The organism is Brucella pseudogrignonensis (genome assembly GCF_002252525.1).
In the GTDB taxonomy this organism is placed as follows: Bacteria; Pseudomonadota; Alphaproteobacteria; order Rhizobiales; family Rhizobiaceae; genus Brucella; species Brucella pseudogrignonensis.
Genome location: NZ_NNRM01000043.1, coordinates 66,031 through 87,546, shown reverse-complemented (window position 1 = coordinate 87,546; position 21,516 = coordinate 66,031). Strand labels below are relative to the sequence as shown.

Sequence of the window (21,516 nt, the reverse complement as noted above, 5' to 3'; positions counted from 1 at the left end):
CACCGATATACGGTTGGCCGACCGTTTGCGGATCGATGTTTATTTTACGGCTTTTGTGACATAATTTGCTTGAAACAGACCTTGAATTCGGGCTGTCGCGTAAACACTCGATTATGTGACGGACCCTCTTTCTCAAGGGATATCCTCAGTCTGCCAATCCTCCTCAGGTGCATGATGGTTCAGAAACAAGCCGAACGCGAACAGCTAAAATCATATCTCGCGGCCTGCGACATCGAGATTGCAGACGATCATATCGAACCGACGGAACGGCCGGACTTCATCTTGAAAATCGGCAGCCGAGATATCGGCGTTGAGGTCACAGAGTATCATGTCAGCGGGCGCAGGCAGGTTGAGGAAGCGTGGAACCGACTGAGGCACCTTGCCTTTGAGCGAAAGGATTATCCGCTCAATCGGTGGGTGAAGCTCTATTTTCAGGAAATGCGGGTTCCTCCGACGCGCGATCTGGACGGCTTCATAAACGAGGTCATTCGGTTTTCCGATCTCCATCCCGAGATCGAGCAAGCCGCGCCTGATGCAGATATCTATCCGATCTTAGCTAGGTACATTGACTCTATCTCCGTTTCCTCGACCAAAGCTCACCGCATTATGTGGTTCTGGAACTACGATGTGGCATGGGTGGGGCCGCTTGAAAGCGAGCTGATATCGATCTTGGCACAAAAGGCTAAATCGGCTGTCGCCTCGACTTCGGAATATTGGTTGATCATCGCGGGGGGAAACCGGCTCTCAACTCTCCTAGGACTAATGGATGCCAATCAGCTCCGCATCATGCCCAATCTTGAGAGCGCATTGCTCGGCAGCCCATTCGAGAGGGTCGCGCTTCTGCAACAGCCTGTCATCGACTGGCGGCGGGGCGAAGGCTGGTCAAATCGCCAAACTGTCCCATAGCTGCGTCACGGGGCTTTTTGGTGAAGGCTCTTCGGCGCAAACGGGCAGCCAACCGTATATCGGTGGCCCTTTAATGTTCAGAGGCCCTTGTTGAGGATCGCATGCGATCTGCGGCGCAGTTTCGTATCGAGCAGCCAGTCGCAGATGAAGATCGAGCGTTCTATCCGGCCCATTTCGCGCAGGGCCTGGTTCAGCCGGTTTTGTCGCGGCGACGCTGCCAGCTTCTTGAGGATGACGGAAGGCGGCACCAAACCTGCAGCGATCGAAGCCTTCAGCCGCAAGACCTCATCCCAGTGGTGCTCGACGACATCCATGTTGACGGTTCCAGCGATCAGCGCGTCGAGCGGTTCGTAAGCCGGATCGCGATCAATGACAAAGAGCCTGCGATTGCCGAGATTGCGGATACGGGGAATGAGCCTGTAGCCAAAGGCGTGGAACATGGAGAACGTCGTTTCGGTGGCGCCAGCGGTATCGGTTGCGTGCTCATAGATTTCGACGGAGCTTTCGTTGTGAAGGAGGCCGTCGAGAACGTAGGGGGCTTCGCCCTCGGATGCCTGGATCATGCGGGAGAAGAAGGAAGCAAAACGGTTGGACAGGAAGCCATAGATCGACGCCCCCGGTCGCTTGCCGTATTTTGCATTGTAGTCGAGGCTGGCTTCGCCACGCCCGCCAGCCGGAAAGAACTGTCCGTCCGAGGAGGAGATATGGCCGTCACCCCAGATCGCGGCAAAGGGATGGGCCTGCTGCGCATCGACCAGCACGGCGGTCGCCGTGGCGTAGGTTTCCGATCGCATATGCCTGTCCACCATCAGCATCATCTGGTGGATCGTGACGCCGCGTGAGCTTTCCGCCATACGTTCGGCTCCGGCATTGGTGGCGTCGGCAAGGATCGCTGCCATCAGCGCTGCCTCGTCGTTTGCCGTCTCACCGGTACGATAATGCGTGAAGCTGTCGAGGAATTTGGTCCAGCTTTGCACCTCGGCAAGCAGGCTGGTGATCCTGATCCGTGGCACCAGAACATATAGTCGGCGGCTGAGCGCGACGATGCTGTCGCGCTCCTCCTCGCGGATCGGCGAGATCGACAGGCCCTTGTCGGAAATCGCTGCATCCGGAATAGCATTGGCAGCCGCCGCCTTTGCCAGCTCTTTCAGCTTCGCATCGAGCGTGGCGGTCCGTTCTGCTCGCCATTCGGCAAAGCTGTCGGGGAGTGCGAGCCCGAGCCGCCCCTCGGCGCGCATCAGCTCGAAGATCGGCCGAGGCAGAAGATAATCCTCGAAACTGCGCCATGCCCGGCTGCCTTCGACCCAGATGTCACCGGCCCTCAGACGCTCTCGCAGGTGAACGAGGACCGCCACTTCCCAGGCGCGCAGGTCGATATCGGCACTGTTCGGGCGCACGCAGCGTCGCCATTTGCGGGTCAGAAAGGCGAGCGGCACCTGCGCCGGCAATTTCCGGCCGCCATAGAGCGCGCGCAGATGGTCCACTGCTACAAGGATCGGATCATCAGCACGAAACGACCGGAACGAGAACGTGCGGAACATCAGTCTGCCCAGCTTGCGCAACGATTTGTGCCGCTTGATGAGCTCGTCGAATTCGTTACTGCGATCAGGGTGGACGACAGATCTGGCTGCCGCCATGCTGGCGACCAATCCGTCCCAGCCGAGGGAGGCTGCGATCGCCGATGCAAGATCGGTTTTGCTCGCACGAGCGGCCAGAAGCGCCTCGCCGAGCTTGAGATGCTCAAGCGCCACCCCATCAAGAACCTCGGCCTCTTTTAGCCGGCGTTCCGTGCGGCTGATCTCGGCCTTGCGGCGGTTGCTCCCAATCATTTTGCAGAACATGTCGATCGTCAGGTCGGTGATCGACGCCTGTCTCTCGATGACGAAGGCGGCCAGCGTGGCGTAGCGACGTTCGGATGTCAGGCGTCGTATCTCCCGGGCATGCAGAATGCGTGCATCCCTGGCGATGATGCCGTAGCGATTGGCATGGATCGTCTTGCGACGGTCGTCGGGAATGGCGGCTGAGCGCAATACCTCGAGGCGGGCGATCAAGCCTTTGAGGTTCTTCAGCTTCGCCCCTTCAGGTGCTTCCGCAATCCAGCCAAGGTGGCTCCGATCGCCGGCCCGCTCAGCGAGGAGCTGATCAAGCGCCTCGATCGAAGGCTGCTCCAGATCCCGGATCAATTCGCGATAGGCTTGTCGACGCGCCGCCGCCCGGCCGGCCAGTGCCAGACGGATCAGCAGCTCCGGCATAGGAACGAGCAACTTTCGTTCCTTCAAGGCTTCGATCACGGCCTTGGCGATCGGCGCACCTTGTTCAGTGGCCGCCGCCTCGCGTGCCGCCGCCGTTATCAACTCGCGATAGTCACTCGTCCGGACAGGCTGAAGCTCCAGTGCAGAGACGATCTCGCGCGCGTGTTCCCGGCGCGTTTCGTCGCGCTGGGCGTAGAACTCGAACACTGCAGGGTCGATGCCCAGCTGGTCGGCGACAACAGAGACAACCGCCTGAGGTGGAACTTCGCCTATTCGCAGCAGACGGCCCAGATCACGCACCAGTGCGAGTTGGATCGCAAAGCCAAGCCGATTATGCGACCGGCGATGTTCCTTGACGAAGACAATATCCTCGGAAGTCAGTGCATAGCGCGCTTGCGCATCTTCATAAGCTTCGGGTGGTTCGAATAAAACGGCACGCGATTGCTCATCGAGAAACGCCATCAGCCACGGTCACTCGTCAAACTACGGTTTCGGGCGTGCCGGTCTTGCCGGGGCCTGTCCATCCAGTCCGCTTCAACGTGTCGATCAAGGTCGAGCGCGCCACCTTGAACGTCCGGCACACGGACGCCTTGCTGGCGCCAGCTTCCAAAGCAGCTAGAACCTGCTCGACCTTTTCCGCATCGATCGTTGGAGGTCTCCCGCCCTTACGGCCACGTCGGCGAGCCGCCGCCAGGCCGGCATTGACCCGCTCGGTGATCAGCACTCTCTCGTATTCTGCAAGCGAGCCGAACAGGTTGAACAGAAACGCGCCGTGCGAATTCGTGGTGTCGATCGCCTCCGTGAGAGATCGGAAGGCGACACCACGTTCCTTCAAATCCTCGACGATGCGGATCAAGTGGGAGAGTGACCGGCCTAACCGATCTATCTTCCAGACGACCAGGACATCGCCTTCGCGCAATTCGCCGAGGCATGCCTTCAGACCCGGCCGGTCATCACGCGCTCCGGAAGCGCGATCCTGATGGAGATGGCGCTCATCGACCCCGGCCGCGAGCAGGGCATCGCGCTGCAAGGCAACCGACTGGCGCTCGTCACTACTCGATACCCGCATGTAACCGATCAACATGTGCGACAAACCTCAAATCAGGTGTTGCCGCACAGCCTAACATTCCGACAGGGTTTGTCGCGCAAAAAATGGCCCTATTGCGTGGCCAGTTTGCCCCGCGATCACGGTGAGCGGAAATCATGTGTTTCCCGTCACCTGCAAAATGCCCTTAGCGTGTATTAATGTAGAAATGACCACAGATGTGGCGCGACAATTTAGATGGGAAGCGCGACAAACCGGATGAAGCTTTTGGTGCTCGCGATTTGCTGAAGATGTACTGAGTGTGTGTGTGTTGCAAGGACTATTTTTGGTTACTTGACGCTGCGCGACACAAGTATGATTTCGAGATTGACGCTGCGCGACAATCTTGATGGCTTAGATTTGTCGCTGAAGGCCGCAAAAAGTCGGCCCATTTTAATAAGGCCGACCTTGATTACGCGACAATCTACATTCGCGTTTGTTTGTCGCGGCGCGTCACTGAGCTGGCACGTGTGCCGGAGGTGATGCAGCGGCTACGTCGTGTGCTTCATTCTCCCCGTGTGTTAGACGTGTGATAGCGGTTTTGCGCCTGTAGCTTTCCACATTCATCTCGAAGATTGTTGCGTGATGAACCAGTCTGTCGATAGCAGCCAGCGTCATCGCTTTATCGGGGAAGACCTTATCCCATTCCCCAAAAGGCTGATTTGCAGTGATCAGTATTGATCGTCGCTCGTATCGTGCACTGATGAGTTCAAAGAGCACACTGGTTTCAGCCTGATCCTTGCTCACATAGGCCATGTCATTGAGTACGAGCAGATGATATTTGTCGAGCTTTGCTATTGCACCTTCAAGATCAAGATTGCGTCGCGCAGCCTGCAGCTTCTGAACAAGGTCTGTGGTGCGGGTAAACAGCACCCGCCATCCATTCTCGATCAGTCCAACGCCGATGGCAGCAGCCAGATGCGACTTGCCGCCGCCCGGTCCGCCAAACAACATCAGATTAGCCCCATTCTTCAGCCAGACATCGCCTGCGACCAATGCCATGACACGGGCTTTTGAGACCATCGGAACGGCCGTGAAGTCGAACGTATCGAGGGTTTTGCCTGGAGGAAGACGTGCTTCGGTGAGATGGCGCTGCATCCGCCGCGTTTCGCGCTCGGCAATCTCGAACTCGGTAAGAGCCGAAAGCAACCTGGCTGCAGGCCAACCTTCGGTGTCAGCGCGCTCAGTGAAGCTATGCCAAGCCTTTGCTATACCTGGGAGCCGCAGATCAGTGAGCATTAAAGACAGGCGCGCAGTATCGATTTGATCGTTGGACCTCATGCCATCACCTGCCTATGCGTGCTGATCAGCTGGTCGTAATCTACCAGCTTTCCCAGATCGACATTAACCTGTGGAACGCTATCCGGGTTGGGTCCGAACCGGACCCGCATTTCATCAATTGTCGGCAAATTCCCTGCATCAAGCTTGCTCTGAATAGCTTCTGCCAACCCGGCCTCGACATTGCGCTCATGAGCGAGGCTGAGCAATTCTACCGTTAGACGGCAGGCATCACGTTCTGATAATGCTTCCATGGCGGCGTGATAGAGTTTGCGATAAGCCTCCCTTGGGAAGAGCTGATCGCGATAGATCAGTCGCGGCAAAGCTCCTGGCTTTCGGCGAAGCGAATGAATGACGTGGCGGTAGTTTACCACATGCTGAAGAGGCCCAAGCTGTCCGCGCACACGCGGCAGCGTCATCACATGAGTACCGCCCAGAAACAGGTCGATATGCTGTTTGAAGAGCCGCGCGCGCAAGCGATGCCCGATCAGCCGTGAGGGAACAGTGTAAAACACCCTGCGAAGGGTAAACCCTCCGCTGCTGGTGACACGAACAATTTCATCTACGCCCTCAGGCTGGCGGTCGCGCGGCAGCGGTAGCAGGCTTTCGCGCTCAACGGCAATCTCTTTGATCCTGCGGGCATTTCGCTGACCGACAACGTCATCAAGGAAAGCAGCGAAACTGGTGGCGTCGGGAAAGTCGCGTGTTCCGCGCAGCAAAAGTGCATCTTCCAGTTCCCGCTTCAGATCGCCATGAGAACCTTCAACGGCTCCATTCTCATGAGCGACGCCGCGATTGTTGCGACTGGCTTTCATACCGTAATGGGCACAAAGGGCTTCGTAGCGCTCCGTCATATCGCGAGCGCTATCAGCATTGATATTACGGAATGCAGCCGAAAGACTGTCGGTACGGTGATCACGCGGTGCGCCACCCAGCGACCAAAGAGCATTTTGCAAACCAGCTGTCAGCGCGGCAAAACTTTCACCGCCTTCAACAATCTGGGCATGCTCAAAGCCACTATATGCAAGACGGAAGTGATAGAGCAGATAATCGAAAGTCACCCCAGCGATTGTAACCTTAAGACCCGGCGCATGGGTGAAGTCTGAAAGCCCCATATGTCCCGGCTCATGAACCTGCCGGAATATGACGTCCTTATCTACTCCATGGATCGCACGCCATGCGCTGATCCGGCGTTCAAGTGTGCGGCGGATGCCAGCTCCGAGTTCAGGGTGGCGCTTGCGAAGTTCCCGAAGAATGCCAACAGGCCGCAGTCCTGGTGCGCTTTGCAGCATGGGAACAACTTCTTCTATGAATATCCCGGCCAATGGATCAGGTCGACGGCGCTCGTGTTTGACCTTCTTCTCGCTCGGTAGGCGAGGATCTGTTTCAATCCGATAACCCGTTGATGCGCTGAACCCTGACTTGGCGGCCGCAACAGGAACACTGTGCTTCTCGCGATTTTGCATGTAAAGCCTCAATTGTTGATCTGTGATGTGTCTGCCGGGCATGCATTCTTCCTTTGTGAGAAAAAGAAAAATGCACCCAACACATCGCGATCACCAGACGGCGTGAACCCAACTGGGTTTGCGCCGTCGCGATGAACGTCCCTTCGGTCGGGCAAGCCCTCCCTGCGTGACGCTCATCGCGACAAACTCATCTAGATTGACGCTGTTCCCACGTTGATTGACGCTCTACACACAGAGCCCCAGCTTCATCAAACGAAGAGCCTTCCATTAGTCCTTGCGGACAATACGGTCGGATCGTTCATCTTCGACTTCCACCTCCGTGCGGCGGACGCTGTCGCTGATGGTCTCCTCGCGCTGTTCGGCCGTTTTGCGCAGAGCAATCTCTTCGACAACGCGCGCATCCTTCGAGACGATCGCCTCCTCATGATGCTCCTCGGCCTCGATCGTACGGTCGACGAAGGCGTTCTCCGTTTCGGTTACCGGACGGTCGACCGTGCGGCGCTCGATTCTGACGTTCTCGTCGCGCAGCGATACTTGTTCACTGACAGGATTTTCGACCACGTAAGAACGGACACGCACGCGGCCATGGTTGAGGTCACGCTTGCCGACGCGAAGCTTTTCCTCGACCACCGGGATAACCTCTTCACGGCCGGCGTCCAGAGCTGCCGTTCCGGTTGCGCTGGCACGATTGGCGGAGGCGCCATACGAACTCACGGTCTCCTGCTGGTTCCAGCCTTCCGAGCGCCAGCTCTCAGCGCGCTGATCGAGATCGATGCTGCCCTCGTCATCGAGGATATCGATAACCTTGTCATAAGAGGCGGCGGTGACGTTGCTGACCGTCACAAGATAGCCACCGCGGCGAAGACCTTCGGAATAGACGGCGCGGTCCTCGTCGGGAAAGAAGAAGTCTTCCAGCTTCTCCCAGAAGCCCTTGTGCTCGGAGGCAACTTCAGTCGAGGTTGTAGACTCCTTGCCGGCGACGACGCGAATGCCGTCGCGGGCAATCCCGGCTTCCGCAAGGCGTTCGACGGCGGCATCCGCATCGCTGCGGTTTTCGAAGAAGGCCGTCACGGTGTTAGACGAAGAGGCGCCGTATGACGATGTGGTTTTGCTATAGGTCATGAGTTTCTCCTTTTCTCGGATTGATAATTAGCTCAGGGGTCGTCGCGCTCGATGGTGGCACGTTGCTTGCGCAGTTCGACCGGAATGGAAACGTCCTCGGTGGTGGCGACGCGGCGGATGTGGATCTCTTCGACCAGCATCAGACGCTTCTCGACAACGAGAACCTCCTCCATCACAGGCACGATGGTCACGTCACCGTCCGTGCGAACGGCCGGCGCTTCTGACACTTCACGTCCGATTGCCACACGCGTCACCTCGACATTCTCGCTGTCGAGGCGTGCTTCCGCTGCTTCTGTGACAAACTCGGTTTTGGTGCTCACGCGAACGCGGCCGTCGCTCACGGCGCGCTTGTAGATGACAAGCTGTTCTTCGATCAGCGCTAGTTTCTTGTCAGGCTCGGCCATGCGGGTTCCAGATCGTTTGTGACCAGCAATGAACGAGCGGAGTCCAACCTTGTTCCTTGAAAAAGGTCATCCAGCCCGAGGGGTTCACTCCAGAGAGCGTGTTGGTTTCAATTAGAGAGCATATGAGTGGGCCGAAAAATTGATTAGAGTTCGTCCCAAATGAACCGCGAGCCGTTCCCACGCGGACCGTCATAGGCACTCCGGGTTTAGGGATCGACTATACGCTCGGTTGTCGCGATGGAGACGCACTGTCTCGAGTGGCGTTGAAAACTGTGATGGTGCTTTGTTCGAACGCCGCCAAGTCTCCGCGGGAAGCGACGGCGCGCGGCGCGGCAAACCGACCCAGCGCAACGCTCGGCATGATAAAAGATTTCTGCTAAACAATTATGCTGATGAGTGCGGCAGAGGTTGATGAAACAAGTCGAACGAAAACGCTTCGGCTCATTGATCGCCTTCGGCATTTTTAGCACCGGGTTCTTCGCGCCGGTCCTGATCGCGCACCAGCCAGTGGACTGCTCCGAGCGCAAGAGCCGCGCCCGCGAGGGCGGCAATCTTGGCTGGCTCCGTCTCGCCAAGGTCGAGGATGATGAATTTGCGCGCGATCGCGAGGAGCGCGATCAGCACGATCGTGCGGACTTGGAGGATCCCGAAGCTGCGTTCTGTCGCCACAAGAAGGGAGCGCTTGAACTCGAGCGCAATTACAACAGTGAAGATCATTCCGAACACCACCTGGAAGGTGGCGTAATCGAGCGTGTCGAACGCTCCCAAGACCAACCGGTTCACGACCTCGCGCATCAGCGCCCAAACCGATGCCACGACGATAACCGCAATGATGGCGCTGAGGACGAAAATGACGACCTGTTCGAACTTCTCGTAGAGCGTCATCGCCGACCATTGTTCACGGGTTAGCCCGGATCGTTTCAGGTCTTTCATCATTCCCCCTCGAAAGCCGCCCCGGAGAAACAGGCTCCCCGGGGCTCACCAGACGGCGTGATATCAAACGGAGCTGAGCGGACGCCGCAAACCGGCGACACCCCATGTGGCAAATCAGCCGTTCTTGACATCGATGCGCTTGATCTTCGCCTGCGCCTCGGGTGTCTGGGGCAGCTTGATCGTCAGAACCCCGTTCTTGAAGGATGCTTGCGCCTTTTCGCCATCCACACCGGGAGGGAGCGGAATTGTCCGGTAGATCGCGCCGTAGCTGCGCTCGGAGAGATAGTATCCCGTCTTCTTCTCCTGGCGCTCGATCTTCTTCTCCCCCTTCACAGTCAACATGTCATCGTTGACCGTTACCTCGATGTCTTTCATCTCCATGCCCGGCAGCTCGATCGACACTTCGATCGCGTCGTCGGTCTCGACCATGTCGGATTTGGCTTCGCCGCTGCCCCAGGGCCATTCGAACTGACCGACCCGGTTCCAAAAGTTCTCGAACACATGGTTCATTTCGCGCTGGAGTGTCGCGATCGGGTTGTCTTCGCTGCTCTTGGCGTCTGGCGCGCCGTCCTTGCGCGCCCAGGGGATGAGGTCTTTGATCTGCATGATTGGTCTCCTTAGGTTTTCAGGCGCCCTTGACGGCGATCCTTTTCGGCTGCGCTTCAGGGGCCCGGGGGAGCGTTAAAGTTAGGACGCCTCCTCGCATCTCGGCTTCGATCCTGTCGGGGTCGAAGTCCTCGGAAAGCGTGAAGGCACGCTCGAAATCGCCCTCGCCATATTCGGCATAGGCAAGTTCGAGGTTTTTCGGCCGCACCGGGTCAACCTTGCCGCGGATCGTCAACACACGATTTTCGAGCGTGATTTCGATCGCATCGGCGGCGACCCCAGGCATTTCAAGCATCATGGAGAAACCCTGATCGGTCTCGACGATATCGGTCGACGGGCGGTAGATGCGTCCGCCGCCGGTGGTCTCAGGCGAGTCGGTCGGCGTCTTTTCGGCGGCTTGCGAGATGTCGGTGCTCATCGTTCCAGCTCCTCTCAGGCTGCCTTGATCTCGATTTTCTTCGGCTTTTCTTCCTCGGGCCGGGAGATGACGATCCGCAATACGCCGTTCGTCATTCTCGCCTCGACCTTGTCATCCGAGGCCGCGAACGGCAGGCGGATAGTGCGGGAAAACCTGCCGAAACTGCGTTCGTTGCGGTGCCAGCGCGCACCGTCGGGAACCTCGGGCGCCTTGCGTTCGCCCGACAGCGTCAGGACGTTGTCCTTGACCGAAATTTCAATGTCGTCCGGTTCGATGCCGGGAAGTTCAGCGGTGACTGCAACGGCCTCAGGGCCTTGCCAGACATTTACCGCCGGGAACGCCGCGCGGGACGGCGGCCAGAAACCGCGGTCGAGATCGCGCATCATGGAGCGCATCAGCGCAAAGGGATCGCTGCGGCGCAGATATGTCGGGTAGAGCATTGCTGGCCTCCTGTTGCTGATCGATACCCCGAACCGTCGGCATGGAGGGACCGGGCAACGGTGCCGGCCGGATGTGGGTTCGGAGAACGCCTATCAAGATAGGCCGTTCCATTTATTATGCAAGCATGTATGATGGGTGCATTGCGTTTTGGATGGGGGGCGGTTTCTCCTGTGTACCATGCAATCGGCGGAAGGATAACCATGATCTCTTCGGACATCGCGCTGATCGGGACGACGATCCACCGGGTCGCGCAGCTCATCCAGCAGCGGATCGACCAAGACATCCGCGGCAGCGGCCTGACCCGCCTGTCCTGGATGGCGGCGGCGCATGTCGAGGATGCGCCTGGGCTGACCATCGGCGATCTGGCCGACCTGCTGGAGGTCGGCCAGGCCACAGCCGGCCAGCTCGTCGATCGCATGGTCCGGGGCGGCTGGGTCGAGCGGTCGCCCTCGCCCGACGACAGGCGGGCGCAGATCGTCACGGCAACGTCGAAGGCCCGGGCGATGCTGGAGGAACTCGCGCCGCGGCAATCGGCGCTCGAACATGAAATCTTCCAGGATCTGTCGGCGGACGAAAGGCGCGCCCTGCTGGCGCTGCTCGAGCGGATCAGGGCGCGGCTCGGGCGCCAGTGAAAGGGACAAGCGGCATGGAAAGGAAGACCGAATATAACATCTGGTACTGGGTGGTGGCTTTCATAGCCGTGCTTTTCATCCAGAACCTGATCGCCGGCTGGCAATCCGTCGCGCCGATCAGCTACAGCCAGTTCGAGAAGTATCTCGCTGACGGGAAAATTTCTTCTGTCGCGGTCGGGTCAGACACTATCACAGGCACCTTCGCCGAACCCGTCGACGGCAAGAAGCAGTTCGTGACGACCGTAGTGAATCCCGCAATCCTGGAACGGATAGACCGGTCAGGTATCGAGATCACTGGCGTTCCGCAAAACACTTTTCTCGGCACGCTGATTTCCTGGGTGGCGCCAGCGCTTATCTTCTTCGGAATCTGGATGCTGCTGTTCCGCAAGTTCGCCGACAAGCAGGGCTTCGGCGGGTTCATGCAGGTCGGCCGCAGCAAGGCCAAGGTTTACATGGAAAAAGAAACCGGTGTCAGCTTCGCCGACGTGGCCGGTGTGGACGAGGCCAAGGCCGAGCTCGAGGAGGTCGTGGAGTTCCTCAAGAACCCGGCCGAATACGGAAAGCTGGGCGCACATATCCCCAAAGGCATATTGCTCGTTGGGCCGCCGGGCACCGGCAAGACGCTGCTGGCGCGCGCGGTGGCAGGCGAGGCCGGCGTGACCTTCTTTTCGATCTCGGGCTCCGAGTTCGTCGAGATGTTCGTGGGCGTAGGTGCCGCACGGGTGCGCGACCTCTTCGAGCAGGCCAGGAAATCGGCCCCGGCAATCATCTTCATCGACGAACTCGACGCTCTTGGGAGGGCGCGCTCCTCCGGCCAGATCGCCGGTGGCCATGATGAGCGTGAGCAGACGCTGAACCAGCTTCTGACCGAGCTCGACGGCTTCGACCCTTCGGTGGGCATCGTGCTCCTGGCCGCCACCAACCGGCCCGAGATCCTCGACCCCGCGCTGCTGCGTGCGGGACGCTTCGACCGTCAGGTGCTGGTGGACCGGCCCGACAAGAGGGGGCGTGTGCAGATATTGAACGTGCACATGAAGAAAGTGACGCTCGCCCCAGACGTTGATGCCGAGAAGGTCGCAGCGCTCACGCCCGGCTTCTCGGGCGCCGATCTTGCCAATCTCGTCAACGAGGCAGCATTGCTCGCCACGCGCCGCAAGGCCGATGCGGTGACGATGGACGACTTCAACAATGCCGTGGAGCGCATCATCGCCGGGTTGGAAAAGAAGAACCGCGTGCTCAATCCGCGCGAACGCGAGATCGTGGCGCACCACGAGATGGGGCACGCGCTTGTGGCGATGGCTCTGCCGGGGGTGGACCCGGTGCACAAGGTCTCGATCATCCCGCGCGGAATTGGCGCGCTCGGCTACACTATCCAGCGCCCGACCGAGGACCGCTTCCTGATGACGCGGGAGGAGCTGGAGAACAAGATCGCAGTCCTGCTTGGCGGGCGCGCGGCCGAGAAGATCATCTACAATCATGTCTCGACCGGGGCGGCCGACGATCTGGTCAAGGCTACCGATATCGCCCGCGCCATGGTCGCGCGGTACGGGATGGACGAAGGCCTCGGGCATGTCAGCTACGACAGCGATCGGCCAGGCTTTCTCGGCACCGGCGACCAGTCGTCGTGGCTGAACCGCCGCTATAGCGAGGCCACTGCCGAGCGGATGGACTCGAAGGTGCGCGACATCGGGGATGGCGTGTTCAAGCGCACCCTCTCGCTTCTCGAAGCCAACCGGGCGCTGCTCGAGCAATCCGCGCAGGATCTCCTGCAACGCGAGACACTGGACGAGCCCGATCTGGTGGCAATTGGGTCCAAGGTGAAAAGAACGGAAGCGGTCGCTGCCTGACACCGTCACTGACGCAGATGATCGCGGACAACCCTGACTGGATAAAGAAACGGAGAGGAAAAATGGCAAACGGAACTTGCGATATTTGCGGTCGCCCGGCGACGGCGCGCGTGCGCGCTTCGGTGAACGGCAGGGTTCAGAACATGGAGCTTTGCGACCAGCATTACAGCGAAATGGCGCGCCGGTCGGGGCGCAGCGCCTCGCCGCTGGAGTCCCTGTTCGGACGGCGTTCCCTTCTTGACGAATTCTTCGGCGAGAGCGGTTTCGGCAGCCTCTTTGGTGACAGTCCGCTGCGAGGCGGCACGCTCGGCTCCATGGGTGATGGCGATGACGCTGTCGTCGACGCCACTTTCGGCGAGGGCGCGCCGCGGCGTGGATCGCGGCGCGGCGGCGGACGCACCATCGCCGACCGGCTGAGCGAACAGGGCAACAAGCTGCTGCAGGATGCCGCACAGAAGGCCGGGGAATTCGGGCGCAGCGAGGTCGATACCGAACATCTGCTTCTGGCATTGACCTCGTCTGACGTCGTCAAGACGATCCTGGAACAGTTCAAGGTCGATGTGGACGATCTGCGGCACCAGATCGAGAAGGAAGCGAAGCGTGGAGAGGCCAAGGCGGAGGGCGAAATCGGCGTCAGTCCTCGCCTCAAGGACGCGCTGAACCGGGCCTTCATCGCCTCGAACGAACTCGGCCATTCCTATGTCGGTCCCGAGCACCTGCTGATCGGCCTTGCCGAGGAAGGTGAAGGCCTGGCTGCGTCGATCCTGCGCAAATACGGATTGACGCCGCAGGCGCTTCGCCAGCAGGTGACCAAGGTCGTGGGCAAGGGAGCCGAGGAGGGCCGCGTGGAGGCGCCTTCCAGCACGCCCGATCTCGACCAGTTCAGCCGTGACCTGACGAAGCTCGCCCGCGAGGGCAAGCTCGATCCCGTCATCGGCCGCGCCCGCGAGATCGAGACGACGATCGAAGTGCTGGCCCGCCGGAAAAAGAACAACCCGGTGCTGATCGGCGAGCCCGGCGTGGGCAAGACCGCCATCGTCGAGGGACTTGCCCAACGGATCGTCGCGGGCGAAGTGCCCGAGGCGCTGCGCGACAAGCGGCTGGTCGAGCTCAACATCAACTCGATGGTGGCCGGGTCGAAGTATCGCGGCGAGTTCGAGGAGCGAGTCCAGAAGATCCTCAAGGAGATCACCGAGGAGAAGGACAGCCTGATCCTGTTCATCGACGAGATCCACACCATCGTCGGCGCCGGCCAGGGCGGTGGCGAAGGTGGTCTCGACATCGCCAACACCTTCAAGCCGGCGCTGGCGCGGGGCGAGCTGAACCTGATCGGTGCGACGACGCTCAACGAGTACCAGAAATACATCGAGAAGGACGCGGCGCTCGAGCGACGGTTCCAGCCGGTTTATGTCGAGGAACCCACGATAGCTCAGGTCATCATGATCCTGCGGGGGCTCCGCGACACGCTGGAAGCACACCACAAGGTGACGATCACCGACGAGGCCATCGTTGCGGCGGCCGAGCTTTCGGATCGCTACATCACCGGTCGCTTCATGCCCGACAAGGCGATCGACCTGATCGATCAGGCAGCCGCACGGGTGAAGATCAGCGCCACGGCGCGCCCCGTGGAAGTCCAGGAGCTGGAGGCCGAAGCCGCGCAGATCAAGCGCGAGCAGGACTATGCCGCAGCCCGCAAGCAATTCGACCGTGCAGCGGAACTGAAGAAGGAACTCGAGCAGAAGCAGAAGGAGCTGGACGAGCTTCTGGAAATCTGGAAGCGCGACCAGGCTTCGGCGACCGCCGAGGTGCGCGCCGATCATGTGGCGCAGATCGTCTCCAAGATCACCGGCGTTCCGGTCACCGAGCTGACCGCCGAGGAGAAGGACAAGCTTCTGAAGCTCGAAGACAAGCTGCATGAGCGCGTCATCGGCCAGGAAGAGGCTATCCGCGCCGTGGCCGATGCTGTGCGGCTGGCGCGCGCGGGCCTGCGCGAGGGACGCGGACCTACGGCGACCTTCCTCTTCCTCGGGCCGACCGGGGTTGGCAAGACGGAACTGGCCAAGACGCTCGCCGAAGTAATCTTTGGCGATCAGGACGCAATCATCCGCATCGACATGTCCGAGTATGGCGAGCGCCACTCGGTCGCCCGGCTGGTGGGCGCGCCTCCCGGCTACGTCGGATACGACGAAGGCGGGCAACTGACCGAGAAGGTGCGCCGTCGGCCCTACTCGGTCGTGCTGCTCGACGAGATCGAGAAGGCGCACCCGGATGTCTACAACATTCTGTTGCAGGTGTTCGACGACGGTCGGCTGACCGACGGCAAGGGGCGCGTGGTGGACTTCACCAACACCATCATCATCGCCACGTCGAACCTCGGTTCGGACATCATCCAGCGCAACCTCACGAAACGCGGCAGCAGTGAGTTCGACGAGGCCAAGCAGAAGTCCGAGCTGATGGAGGTGTTGCGCGGTCATTTCCGGCCAGAGTTCATCAACCGGATCGACGAGATCATCGTCTTCCACTCGCTGAACCAGTCGGAAATCCGCCAGATCGTCGAGTTGCAGCTCAACCGGGTGAAGCGGACCGCCCTTACCCAGGGCGTCGAACTCGAACTCGATGTGAGCGTCGTGGATCACTTCGGCGCGGTCGGCTTCCGTCCCGAATTCGGTGCCCGCGAGCTACGCCGGCTGATCCGGTCGCAGTTGGAGACCGAGTTGGCCCGCGAGATGCTCTCCGGGCGGATCGAGGATGGTGACAAGGTCCGCGTCGCCTGGTCGGAAGACGAACAGAGGGTCGTGTTCGAAAAGATCGTAAAGGACACCGGTGACGACAGCCCGAACGATCAGGTCAAGGCCGGGATCGAGGAGCCCAGCGAAGTTGCCGAAGACAAGACGGACGTTCCGAAGCCCAGCGTTGGGGATGAGGTGCAGTCCAAGGACGACAAGTCCGCCGAGTGACAGCGCAAAAGACTGGCCCGGCGCGATATCGGTCGCGCCGGACCATCTCTTCGGAGAGTTATAGGAAGGTCCACGGCATGAACGTCATTAGATCATTCCGCAATCTCGACCGGCACGGCCAACAGCGCGCGCCTGAGGTCATCGAGGAAGAATTGCGGCAACTTGAACCGCACCTTGCGCGCTTTCGCGAGGATCTGGTCCGGCTCGAAGTCGTTGCCTCGCAGACGAGGGGCAAGACGCGCATCAAAGTCAGCCTGCGCCTGCAACTGCCGTCGGGCGTGATCGCGGCGCGGGAAGATGGATTCGAGATCGAGCCTGTCCTGCGCAAGGCCTTTGCCGACCTGCGCCACCAGGTCGATCGGCATGTGGCGCGCCTCAAGCACGAGCCTGAATACAAGCGTCCCGCCCGCCGGCGCCGGATCGGCGCCCCGCTGCCGCCCGCGCGGGATGCGGCGGAAGCGGACCGGCGCCAACTCTTCTTCGACCTGATCGAGGATCATCTCGATACGGTCTACGATACAGTCAGGCGCGAGTTGACCTATCTCGAGTGTAGCGGGTCTGTGCCGGCTGGCTACCTGAGCGTTGGCGATATCGTCGATGCGACGATCCTCAACGGGCTCAACCGCTTCGAGCGGCGGCCGACCGAATTCTCCGTCCGGGACTGGCTGACGCAGCTGGCCTTCGAGACCGTCGAGGCCGAGGCGCAGGCTGCGCGCCGCGCGGTGCCCGAGGATGCCGCCTCCATCGAGGCGGAACCCGAGGCCCCGGCGGAGGATCCGACCGAGGCGGATCAGGCGATGTTCGAGTTCTACCAGCCCGACGAAGTGCTGATGCTGGAGGACCTCATCGCCGACGACGGCGGCACAGACCCCGAGACCGAAGTGGATCGTCATGATATCGCCATGGCACTGCACCGGGCTATCGCAGATCTTGCTCCGGTCGAGCGCCGCGTCCTGTATCGGATGTACCTGGAAGACGCCACGATCGCGGAGACGGCGCACCTCCTGGGTCTCACTGAGGCGGAAGTGTTGAAGATTGCAGAGAACGCGGCGGAGACACTGCGCGGCACGCTGGTCGAAGCCGGGTTGATCGGCGAGGCATCGGGGCGCGCGCCCGTGGAAAGGGAAATTGCCCGGACGCAGTGTCTGCCTCAACCGGTCGAGGACCGCCGCCGCGTGGCGGCCGCCCTGGCCGGCGCGGAGACAATCGGCACTACTGAGTTGAAACCTGAACAGGAGATGGACCAATGACGACAACCTCTGCAAAGCAATCCGACACGATGCAGGACATGCTGGGCAGCCTGTCCGGGAACTGGTGGCTGTTCGTGCTGCGCGGTGTCCTGGCGCTGGTGATCGCGGTTCTCGCCTTCCTCATGCCTGCGGAGTCGCTGCTTGCTCTGACGCTGGTCTTCGGCGCTTTCGCCTTCGCCGATGGCGTGTTCGGCCTCGTCGCCGCCGTCCGCAACATCCGCGGGGGCGATCGCTGGGGCTGGCTGATGTTCAGCGGCATTCTGGGGATCGCCACGGGGGTCGTCGTGGTCTTCTCGCCGTTCGTGGCGACGCTTGTGCTTGCGACATTCCTCTGGGCCAGCATCGCATTCTGGTCCGTGTTCTCGGGTGCCCTCGAGATCGCGGCAGCGATCCGCCTGCGAAAGGAAATCAACGGCGAAATCTGGCTGATCCTGAGCGGCCTTCTCTCGGTCGTTCTCGGTGTCGTCGTGACCTGGATGCTGCTGACGCGCCCGGTCGAAAGCTTCCTCGCGCTCGGCTGGCTGATCGGCTTCTACGCCGCGGTCTTCGGGGTGATGATGATCCTCCTCGGGCTACGGCTTCGCAAGGCGGATCGTTCGGACGGTGCGGCCTTCGATGACGCTCCCCCATCGGCAAAGGCGTGAGGTGCCCTGTGGTGGATGACGAGCGACTTGCCGGCGAGGAGCACGATTTCACCCGATGGGACGAAACGATCTTCGACCGTTGCCTGAGCACCGGCTTCAATCCGTTCGGCAGCGGTCCGACGCCAATCTTCCTGCGGCACCGGGACGCAGAGGCGCCGGACGCCGATGCAAAGCCGTGCATGCCACCTGACACCGAAAATGCGAGGTGCTGATGTCGAACCGCCTGCCTGACTTGGCATTTGCTGCTGCGGCCGCTGCCTTGGGCATCGGAATCGTTTTCGTTTTTCGTTCGATGTATCTTGCCGAAGACATACTGCCTTTCGCGCAGGAGATGACGCTCATCTTCCTCGGCGCTGTCGTGACGATCATTCTGACCGCGGCGCTTCTCAATCGCCAGACCGATCTCGAGCTTCGCAAGGAAGGAAGGGTCATCATCCTCCAGCAGCAATGCGACATTTACATGGCCTGCATCGAGAAGGTCGCAGAGATCGTGGAAACCGCAAGGCACGATGCGAAGCTGATCGATGAACTGCGTGTTCTCAGCCACAAGCTGGCTGTGGTCGCGAGTGCAGGGGTCGTGTCCAGCTTCGAGCAGGTACTGGAGAGCTTGCAGTCCGGTTTTGCTGACGGCACGCTCTCGGACGGGGACCGAGAGGGCGTGATGAATGCCGTCGCCGATCTCACGATAGCGATGCGGTCGGACGTCCTGCACGCTGCTGCCTTTCCTTCGCAGAACACCGAACGCGCCGTTCGCCTGAATTCGAGGCGAATGGAAAAACTCGGCGATCTCGAACGTCACATTCTCGCATCAACCGACACCCAGGAGAGCTGACATGCGCGGTCACAATCGCCCACCATTCCCGCCGAAGATACCCGGGACCAACATGAGATCATGGGACGTTCCGACCGCGATCATTTACCGGCCGGCACGTTCCGCGATGACATCGGCGCCGCGGCCCAACTACTGGATACTGGAATTCGAGCCGTCGCGCCCGCCCCACATCGAGCCGCTGATGGGATATACCTCCAGCGACGATCCCTATCGTCCGATCCGGCTGAAGTTTCCCGACCGCGAAAGCGCCGTGGACTTCGCAGAGAGGCAGGACTGGCATTATGTCGTGCGCGAGGACGCTGGGGGAGCCCGGATGGCGAACCCTTGGGCGGGTGAGACGCGCCACCGGCTGCACAGGGGCGTCGATGCCCCGGGAGCCTTCCGGGTCCCGTTCCGCCCCGATCGCCGCCTCTCAAGAGGCGTCCAGCATGAGAGCACGGCCGACCCGTCTACCAGCGACAGGGAGAGTTTCGATCCGGTCCTCGAAGCCTCGCTCGAATCCTTCCCCGCCTCTGATCCTCCGGCGTGGACGGGTGTGACAATTGCAAGAAAGACGACGGGATGACGGCCAGCTACATGCGCTCGATCTACCGGCTCTACCGCGAGGAGGGCCTGACGGTGCGCAAGCGCCGGGCGCGGCGACGCGCGGTGGGCACGCGGGCGCCGATCCTGGTCGAGGCAAGGGCGAACGCGCGCTGGTCGCTGGACTTCGTGCACGATCAGTTCGCCTGCGGGCGGCGCTTCCGTGTGCTCAACATCGTCGATGACGTGACGCGCGAATGCCTGGCAGCGATCCCGGACACGTCGATCTCCGGTCGCCGCGTTGCTCGTGAGCTGACGGACCTGATCTCCCGACGCGGCAAGCCGGGCATGATCGTCTCTGACCACGGCACGGAGTTCACCTCGAACGCGATCCTCGCCTGGTCGAAGGATCATCGCGTCGAGTGGCACTACATCGCGCCCGGAAAGCCCATGCAGAATGGCTACGTCGAGAGCTTCAACGGCCGGATGCGCGATGAGCTCTTGAACGAGAGCCTGTTCTTCGGCCTCGACCACGCCCGCAGCGCCATCGCCGAATGGAGGCAGGACTTCAACACCGCGAGACCGCACTCCTCGCTCGGATACCAGACCCCGGCGGCCTTCGCCGGAACCCTTACCGCAACCGGCTCCGACGCTTCGCTCGATAAGGGCTTCGCGTCTCCGCCCGTTGCTCAACCCGCGCCCAACGGCGTAACAGAAACGGTCGAGACTCTAATCGCCGCTGGATGAAAGTTCAGTGGCAGGTCACTTTGTGCGCAACTTTGTCTTGCCTGACAACGTTGATTCGACCAAGGTGACGGCTTCGATGAAAGACGGCGCGCTGGAAGTGCGGCTTGTCAAGGCCGAGCAAGCCAAACCGAAACAGATTGAAATCTCAGTCAACTAACTTTAATTAGGAGCCCAAGATCATGAATATCAAACAGCCCCAATCAACCTTCTCCGCACTTGCCCTGGCGGTCGTCGTCGGACTTAGCGGACCGGCTCAGGCCCAATCGGCGGCAGGTTCTAGCCCAGGTGCTGCAGCACCCTCTGCCGCATCCAAGGCGGCGCAGCCACAGGTAGATGACAAGGCCGCCCGGGAAGCCGAAAAAAAGCGTGCTGAGCTCACTCAGGACGCCATCACGGCGCTCACCAAGACCCAGGAGGCTTTGACACTCCTTGATGCAAAGAAGACCAAGGAGGCGCTCGCTGCGCTGGAACTGGCCAGCGGAAAGCTGGAACTGGTATTGGCACGCGACGCCAAACTTGCTTTGGCGCCGGTCGATGTACGCGTCATCACCCACGATATCCACGCCAACGTGGAAACGGTGAAGAAAGCGGTCGAGTTGTCTCGGGAGTTGTTGGGTGATGGCGAGGTGCAAAAGGCCCGGCCCATCGTCGCCAATCTGGCCAGCGAAATCGTGATCGAAACCGACAACCTGCCGATGGCAACGTACCCGGCAGCGATCAAGTCGGCCGCACGGCTCATCGACAGCGGCAAGATCGACGACGCCAAGGCGGAACTCGCCCGAGCACTGAACACGCTGGTGGTGACCTCGGTCGCCTTTCCTCTGCCCGTGCTACGGGCTGAAGCCGCGATGGCAAAAGCTGAAAAGCTGGCCGAGACCGACAAGCGCGATGCCAAGCAGAACGAGGAGCTCAGCACCTTGCTGTCGTCCGTGCGCACGGAGATCGAGATGGCGCAGATCCTGGGTTATGGCAAGAAGGCGGATTTCAAACCCATCTTCGATCAGGTGAAGTCCATTGAGCAAAAGTCGGCTGGTAGCAAAAGCGGCAAGGGATGGTTCGACGAGTTGAAGACGCGCCTCCAAAAGCTGTTTTGAGGTGATGAAGGGGCCGACTGTTCGGTCGGTCAGTCTCGCGATGTTCGCAGTCAGCCCCAATAGATTCGCCTATTTTCACTA

20 protein-coding genes and 2 pseudogenes are annotated in these 21,516 nt (G+C 60.5%); 12 read left to right on the top strand and 10 right to left on the bottom strand.

Annotation, left to right across the window (positions count from 1 at the left end; genetic code table 11):
• On the top strand, positions 1-906 hold a 906-nt coding region (locus CEV34_RS20015; protein ID WP_210199585.1), incomplete at its 5' end, for a hypothetical protein.
• A gap of 77 nt (positions 907-983) precedes the next feature.
• Here the strand turns inward: CEV34_RS20015 and CEV34_RS20010 are convergent.
• From CEV34_RS20010 to CEV34_RS19960, 10 genes are all read right to left on the bottom strand, one after another.
• Entirely contained in the window at positions 984-3,620 is a 2,637-nt protein-coding gene (locus CEV34_RS20010; protein WP_235819130.1) for a Tn3 family transposase, read from the bottom strand.
• A gap of 16 nt (positions 3,621-3,636) precedes the next feature.
• Positions 3,637-4,242 (bottom strand): recombinase family protein, encoded by a 606-nt coding sequence (locus tag CEV34_RS20005; protein WP_003501158.1) that lies wholly within the window; start codon positions 4,240-4,242, stop codon positions 3,637-3,639.
• A gap of 453 nt (positions 4,243-4,695) precedes the next feature.
• Positions 4,696-5,523: an IS21-like element helper ATPase IstB gene (gene istB / locus CEV34_RS20000; RefSeq protein ID WP_235819129.1), complete on the bottom strand. Its 828-nt coding sequence runs from the start codon at positions 5,521-5,523 to the stop codon at positions 4,696-4,698.
• Positions 5,520-7,028: an IS21 family transposase gene (istA, locus tag CEV34_RS19995; RefSeq protein ID WP_094544364.1), complete on the bottom strand. Its 1,509-nt coding sequence runs from the start codon at positions 7,026-7,028 to the stop codon at positions 5,520-5,522. The genes istB and istA overlap by 4 nt, the downstream gene beginning before the upstream one ends.
• A 225-nt stretch (positions 7,029-7,253) precedes the next feature.
• The gene (locus CEV34_RS19990; RefSeq protein ID WP_094544363.1) at positions 7,254-8,108 is read right to left on the bottom strand and encodes a YsnF/AvaK domain-containing protein; all 855 of its coding nucleotides are present in this window, start codon (positions 8,106-8,108) and stop codon (positions 7,254-7,256) included.
• A gap of 32 nt (positions 8,109-8,140) precedes the next feature.
• Positions 8,141-8,512, bottom strand: coding sequence for a YsnF/AvaK domain-containing protein (locus tag CEV34_RS19985; RefSeq protein WP_094544362.1), 372 nt, complete (start codon positions 8,510-8,512; stop codon positions 8,141-8,143).
• A gap of 441 nt (positions 8,513-8,953) precedes the next feature.
• Complete coding sequence (locus tag CEV34_RS19975) at positions 8,954-9,445, bottom strand: phosphate-starvation-inducible PsiE family protein (protein ID WP_011982932.1); 492 nt, start codon at positions 9,443-9,445, stop codon at positions 8,954-8,956.
• Positions 9,446-9,559: 114 nt separating this feature from the next.
• Entirely contained in the window at positions 9,560-10,051 is a 492-nt protein-coding gene (locus CEV34_RS19970) for an Hsp20/alpha crystallin family protein (protein WP_094544360.1), read from the bottom strand.
• 19 nt (positions 10,052-10,070) lie between these two features.
• Positions 10,071-10,469 carry an Hsp20/alpha crystallin family protein gene (locus CEV34_RS19965; protein WP_003603273.1) on the bottom strand — a complete coding sequence of 133 codons (399 nt, stop codon included), beginning with the start codon at positions 10,467-10,469 and terminating at the stop codon, positions 10,071-10,073.
• Between the two features lie 14 nt (positions 10,470-10,483).
• Complete coding sequence (locus CEV34_RS19960; RefSeq protein ID WP_094544359.1) at positions 10,484-10,909, bottom strand: Hsp20/alpha crystallin family protein; 426 nt, start codon at positions 10,907-10,909, stop codon at positions 10,484-10,486.
• A 201-nt stretch (positions 10,910-11,110) separates the two neighbouring features.
• Between CEV34_RS19960 and CEV34_RS19955 the strand changes: the two genes are divergently transcribed.
• The 11 genes and pseudogenes from CEV34_RS19955 to yfdX1 all read left to right on the top strand — a co-directional run bounded on the left by CEV34_RS19955 (position 11,111) and on the right by yfdX1 (position 21,435).
• The gene (locus CEV34_RS19955) at positions 11,111-11,542 is read left to right on the top strand and encodes a MarR family winged helix-turn-helix transcriptional regulator (RefSeq protein ID WP_094544357.1); all 432 of its coding nucleotides are present in this window, start codon (positions 11,111-11,113) and stop codon (positions 11,540-11,542) included.
• Between the two features lie 14 nt (positions 11,543-11,556).
• Positions 11,557-13,389, top strand: a complete 1,833-nt coding sequence (gene ftsH, locus CEV34_RS19950) for an ATP-dependent zinc metalloprotease FtsH (protein WP_094544356.1) — start codon at positions 11,557-11,559, stop codon at positions 13,387-13,389.
• Positions 13,390-13,451: 62 nt separating this feature from the next.
• Positions 13,452-16,346 carry an ATP-dependent Clp protease ATP-binding subunit gene (locus CEV34_RS19945; RefSeq protein ID WP_094544355.1) on the top strand — a complete coding sequence of 965 codons (2,895 nt, stop codon included), beginning with the start codon at positions 13,452-13,454 and terminating at the stop codon, positions 16,344-16,346.
• Positions 16,347-16,423: 77 nt separating this feature from the next.
• Entirely contained in the window at positions 16,424-17,596 is a 1,173-nt protein-coding gene (locus tag CEV34_RS19940) for an RNA polymerase sigma factor (RefSeq protein WP_094544354.1), read from the top strand.
• Positions 17,593-18,240 (top strand): HdeD family acid-resistance protein, encoded by a 648-nt coding sequence (locus CEV34_RS19935; RefSeq protein WP_043767813.1) that lies wholly within the window; start codon positions 17,593-17,595, stop codon positions 18,238-18,240. The genes CEV34_RS19940 and CEV34_RS19935 overlap by 4 nt, the downstream gene beginning before the upstream one ends.
• A gap of 8 nt (positions 18,241-18,248) precedes the next feature.
• Complete coding sequence (locus CEV34_RS19930; protein ID WP_038595113.1) at positions 18,249-18,452, top strand: hypothetical protein; 204 nt, start codon at positions 18,249-18,251, stop codon at positions 18,450-18,452.
• The gene (locus CEV34_RS19925) at positions 18,452-19,072 is read left to right on the top strand and encodes a hypothetical protein (protein WP_094544353.1); all 621 of its coding nucleotides are present in this window, start codon (positions 18,452-18,454) and stop codon (positions 19,070-19,072) included. Before CEV34_RS19930 ends, CEV34_RS19925 begins: the two co-directional genes overlap by 1 nt.
• Before the next feature lies 1 nt (position 19,073).
• On the top strand, positions 19,074-19,637 hold the full coding sequence (locus CEV34_RS19920; RefSeq protein WP_038595117.1) for an NADH dehydrogenase ubiquinone Fe-S protein 4: 564 nt from the start codon (positions 19,074-19,076) through the stop codon (positions 19,635-19,637).
• 14 nt (positions 19,638-19,651) lie between these two features.
• Positions 19,652-20,341, top strand: a pseudogene (locus tag CEV34_RS19915) (IS3 family transposase); the annotation flags it as partial.
• A gap of 13 nt (positions 20,342-20,354) precedes the next feature.
• Positions 20,355-20,498, top strand: a pseudogene (locus CEV34_RS19910) (Hsp20/alpha crystallin family protein); the annotation flags it as partial.
• 22 nt (positions 20,499-20,520) lie between these two features.
• Complete coding sequence (gene yfdX1, locus CEV34_RS19905) at positions 20,521-21,435, top strand: heat resistance protein YfdX1 (RefSeq protein WP_094544352.1); 915 nt, start codon at positions 20,521-20,523, stop codon at positions 21,433-21,435.
• Positions 21,436-21,516: the final 81 nt, after the last annotated feature.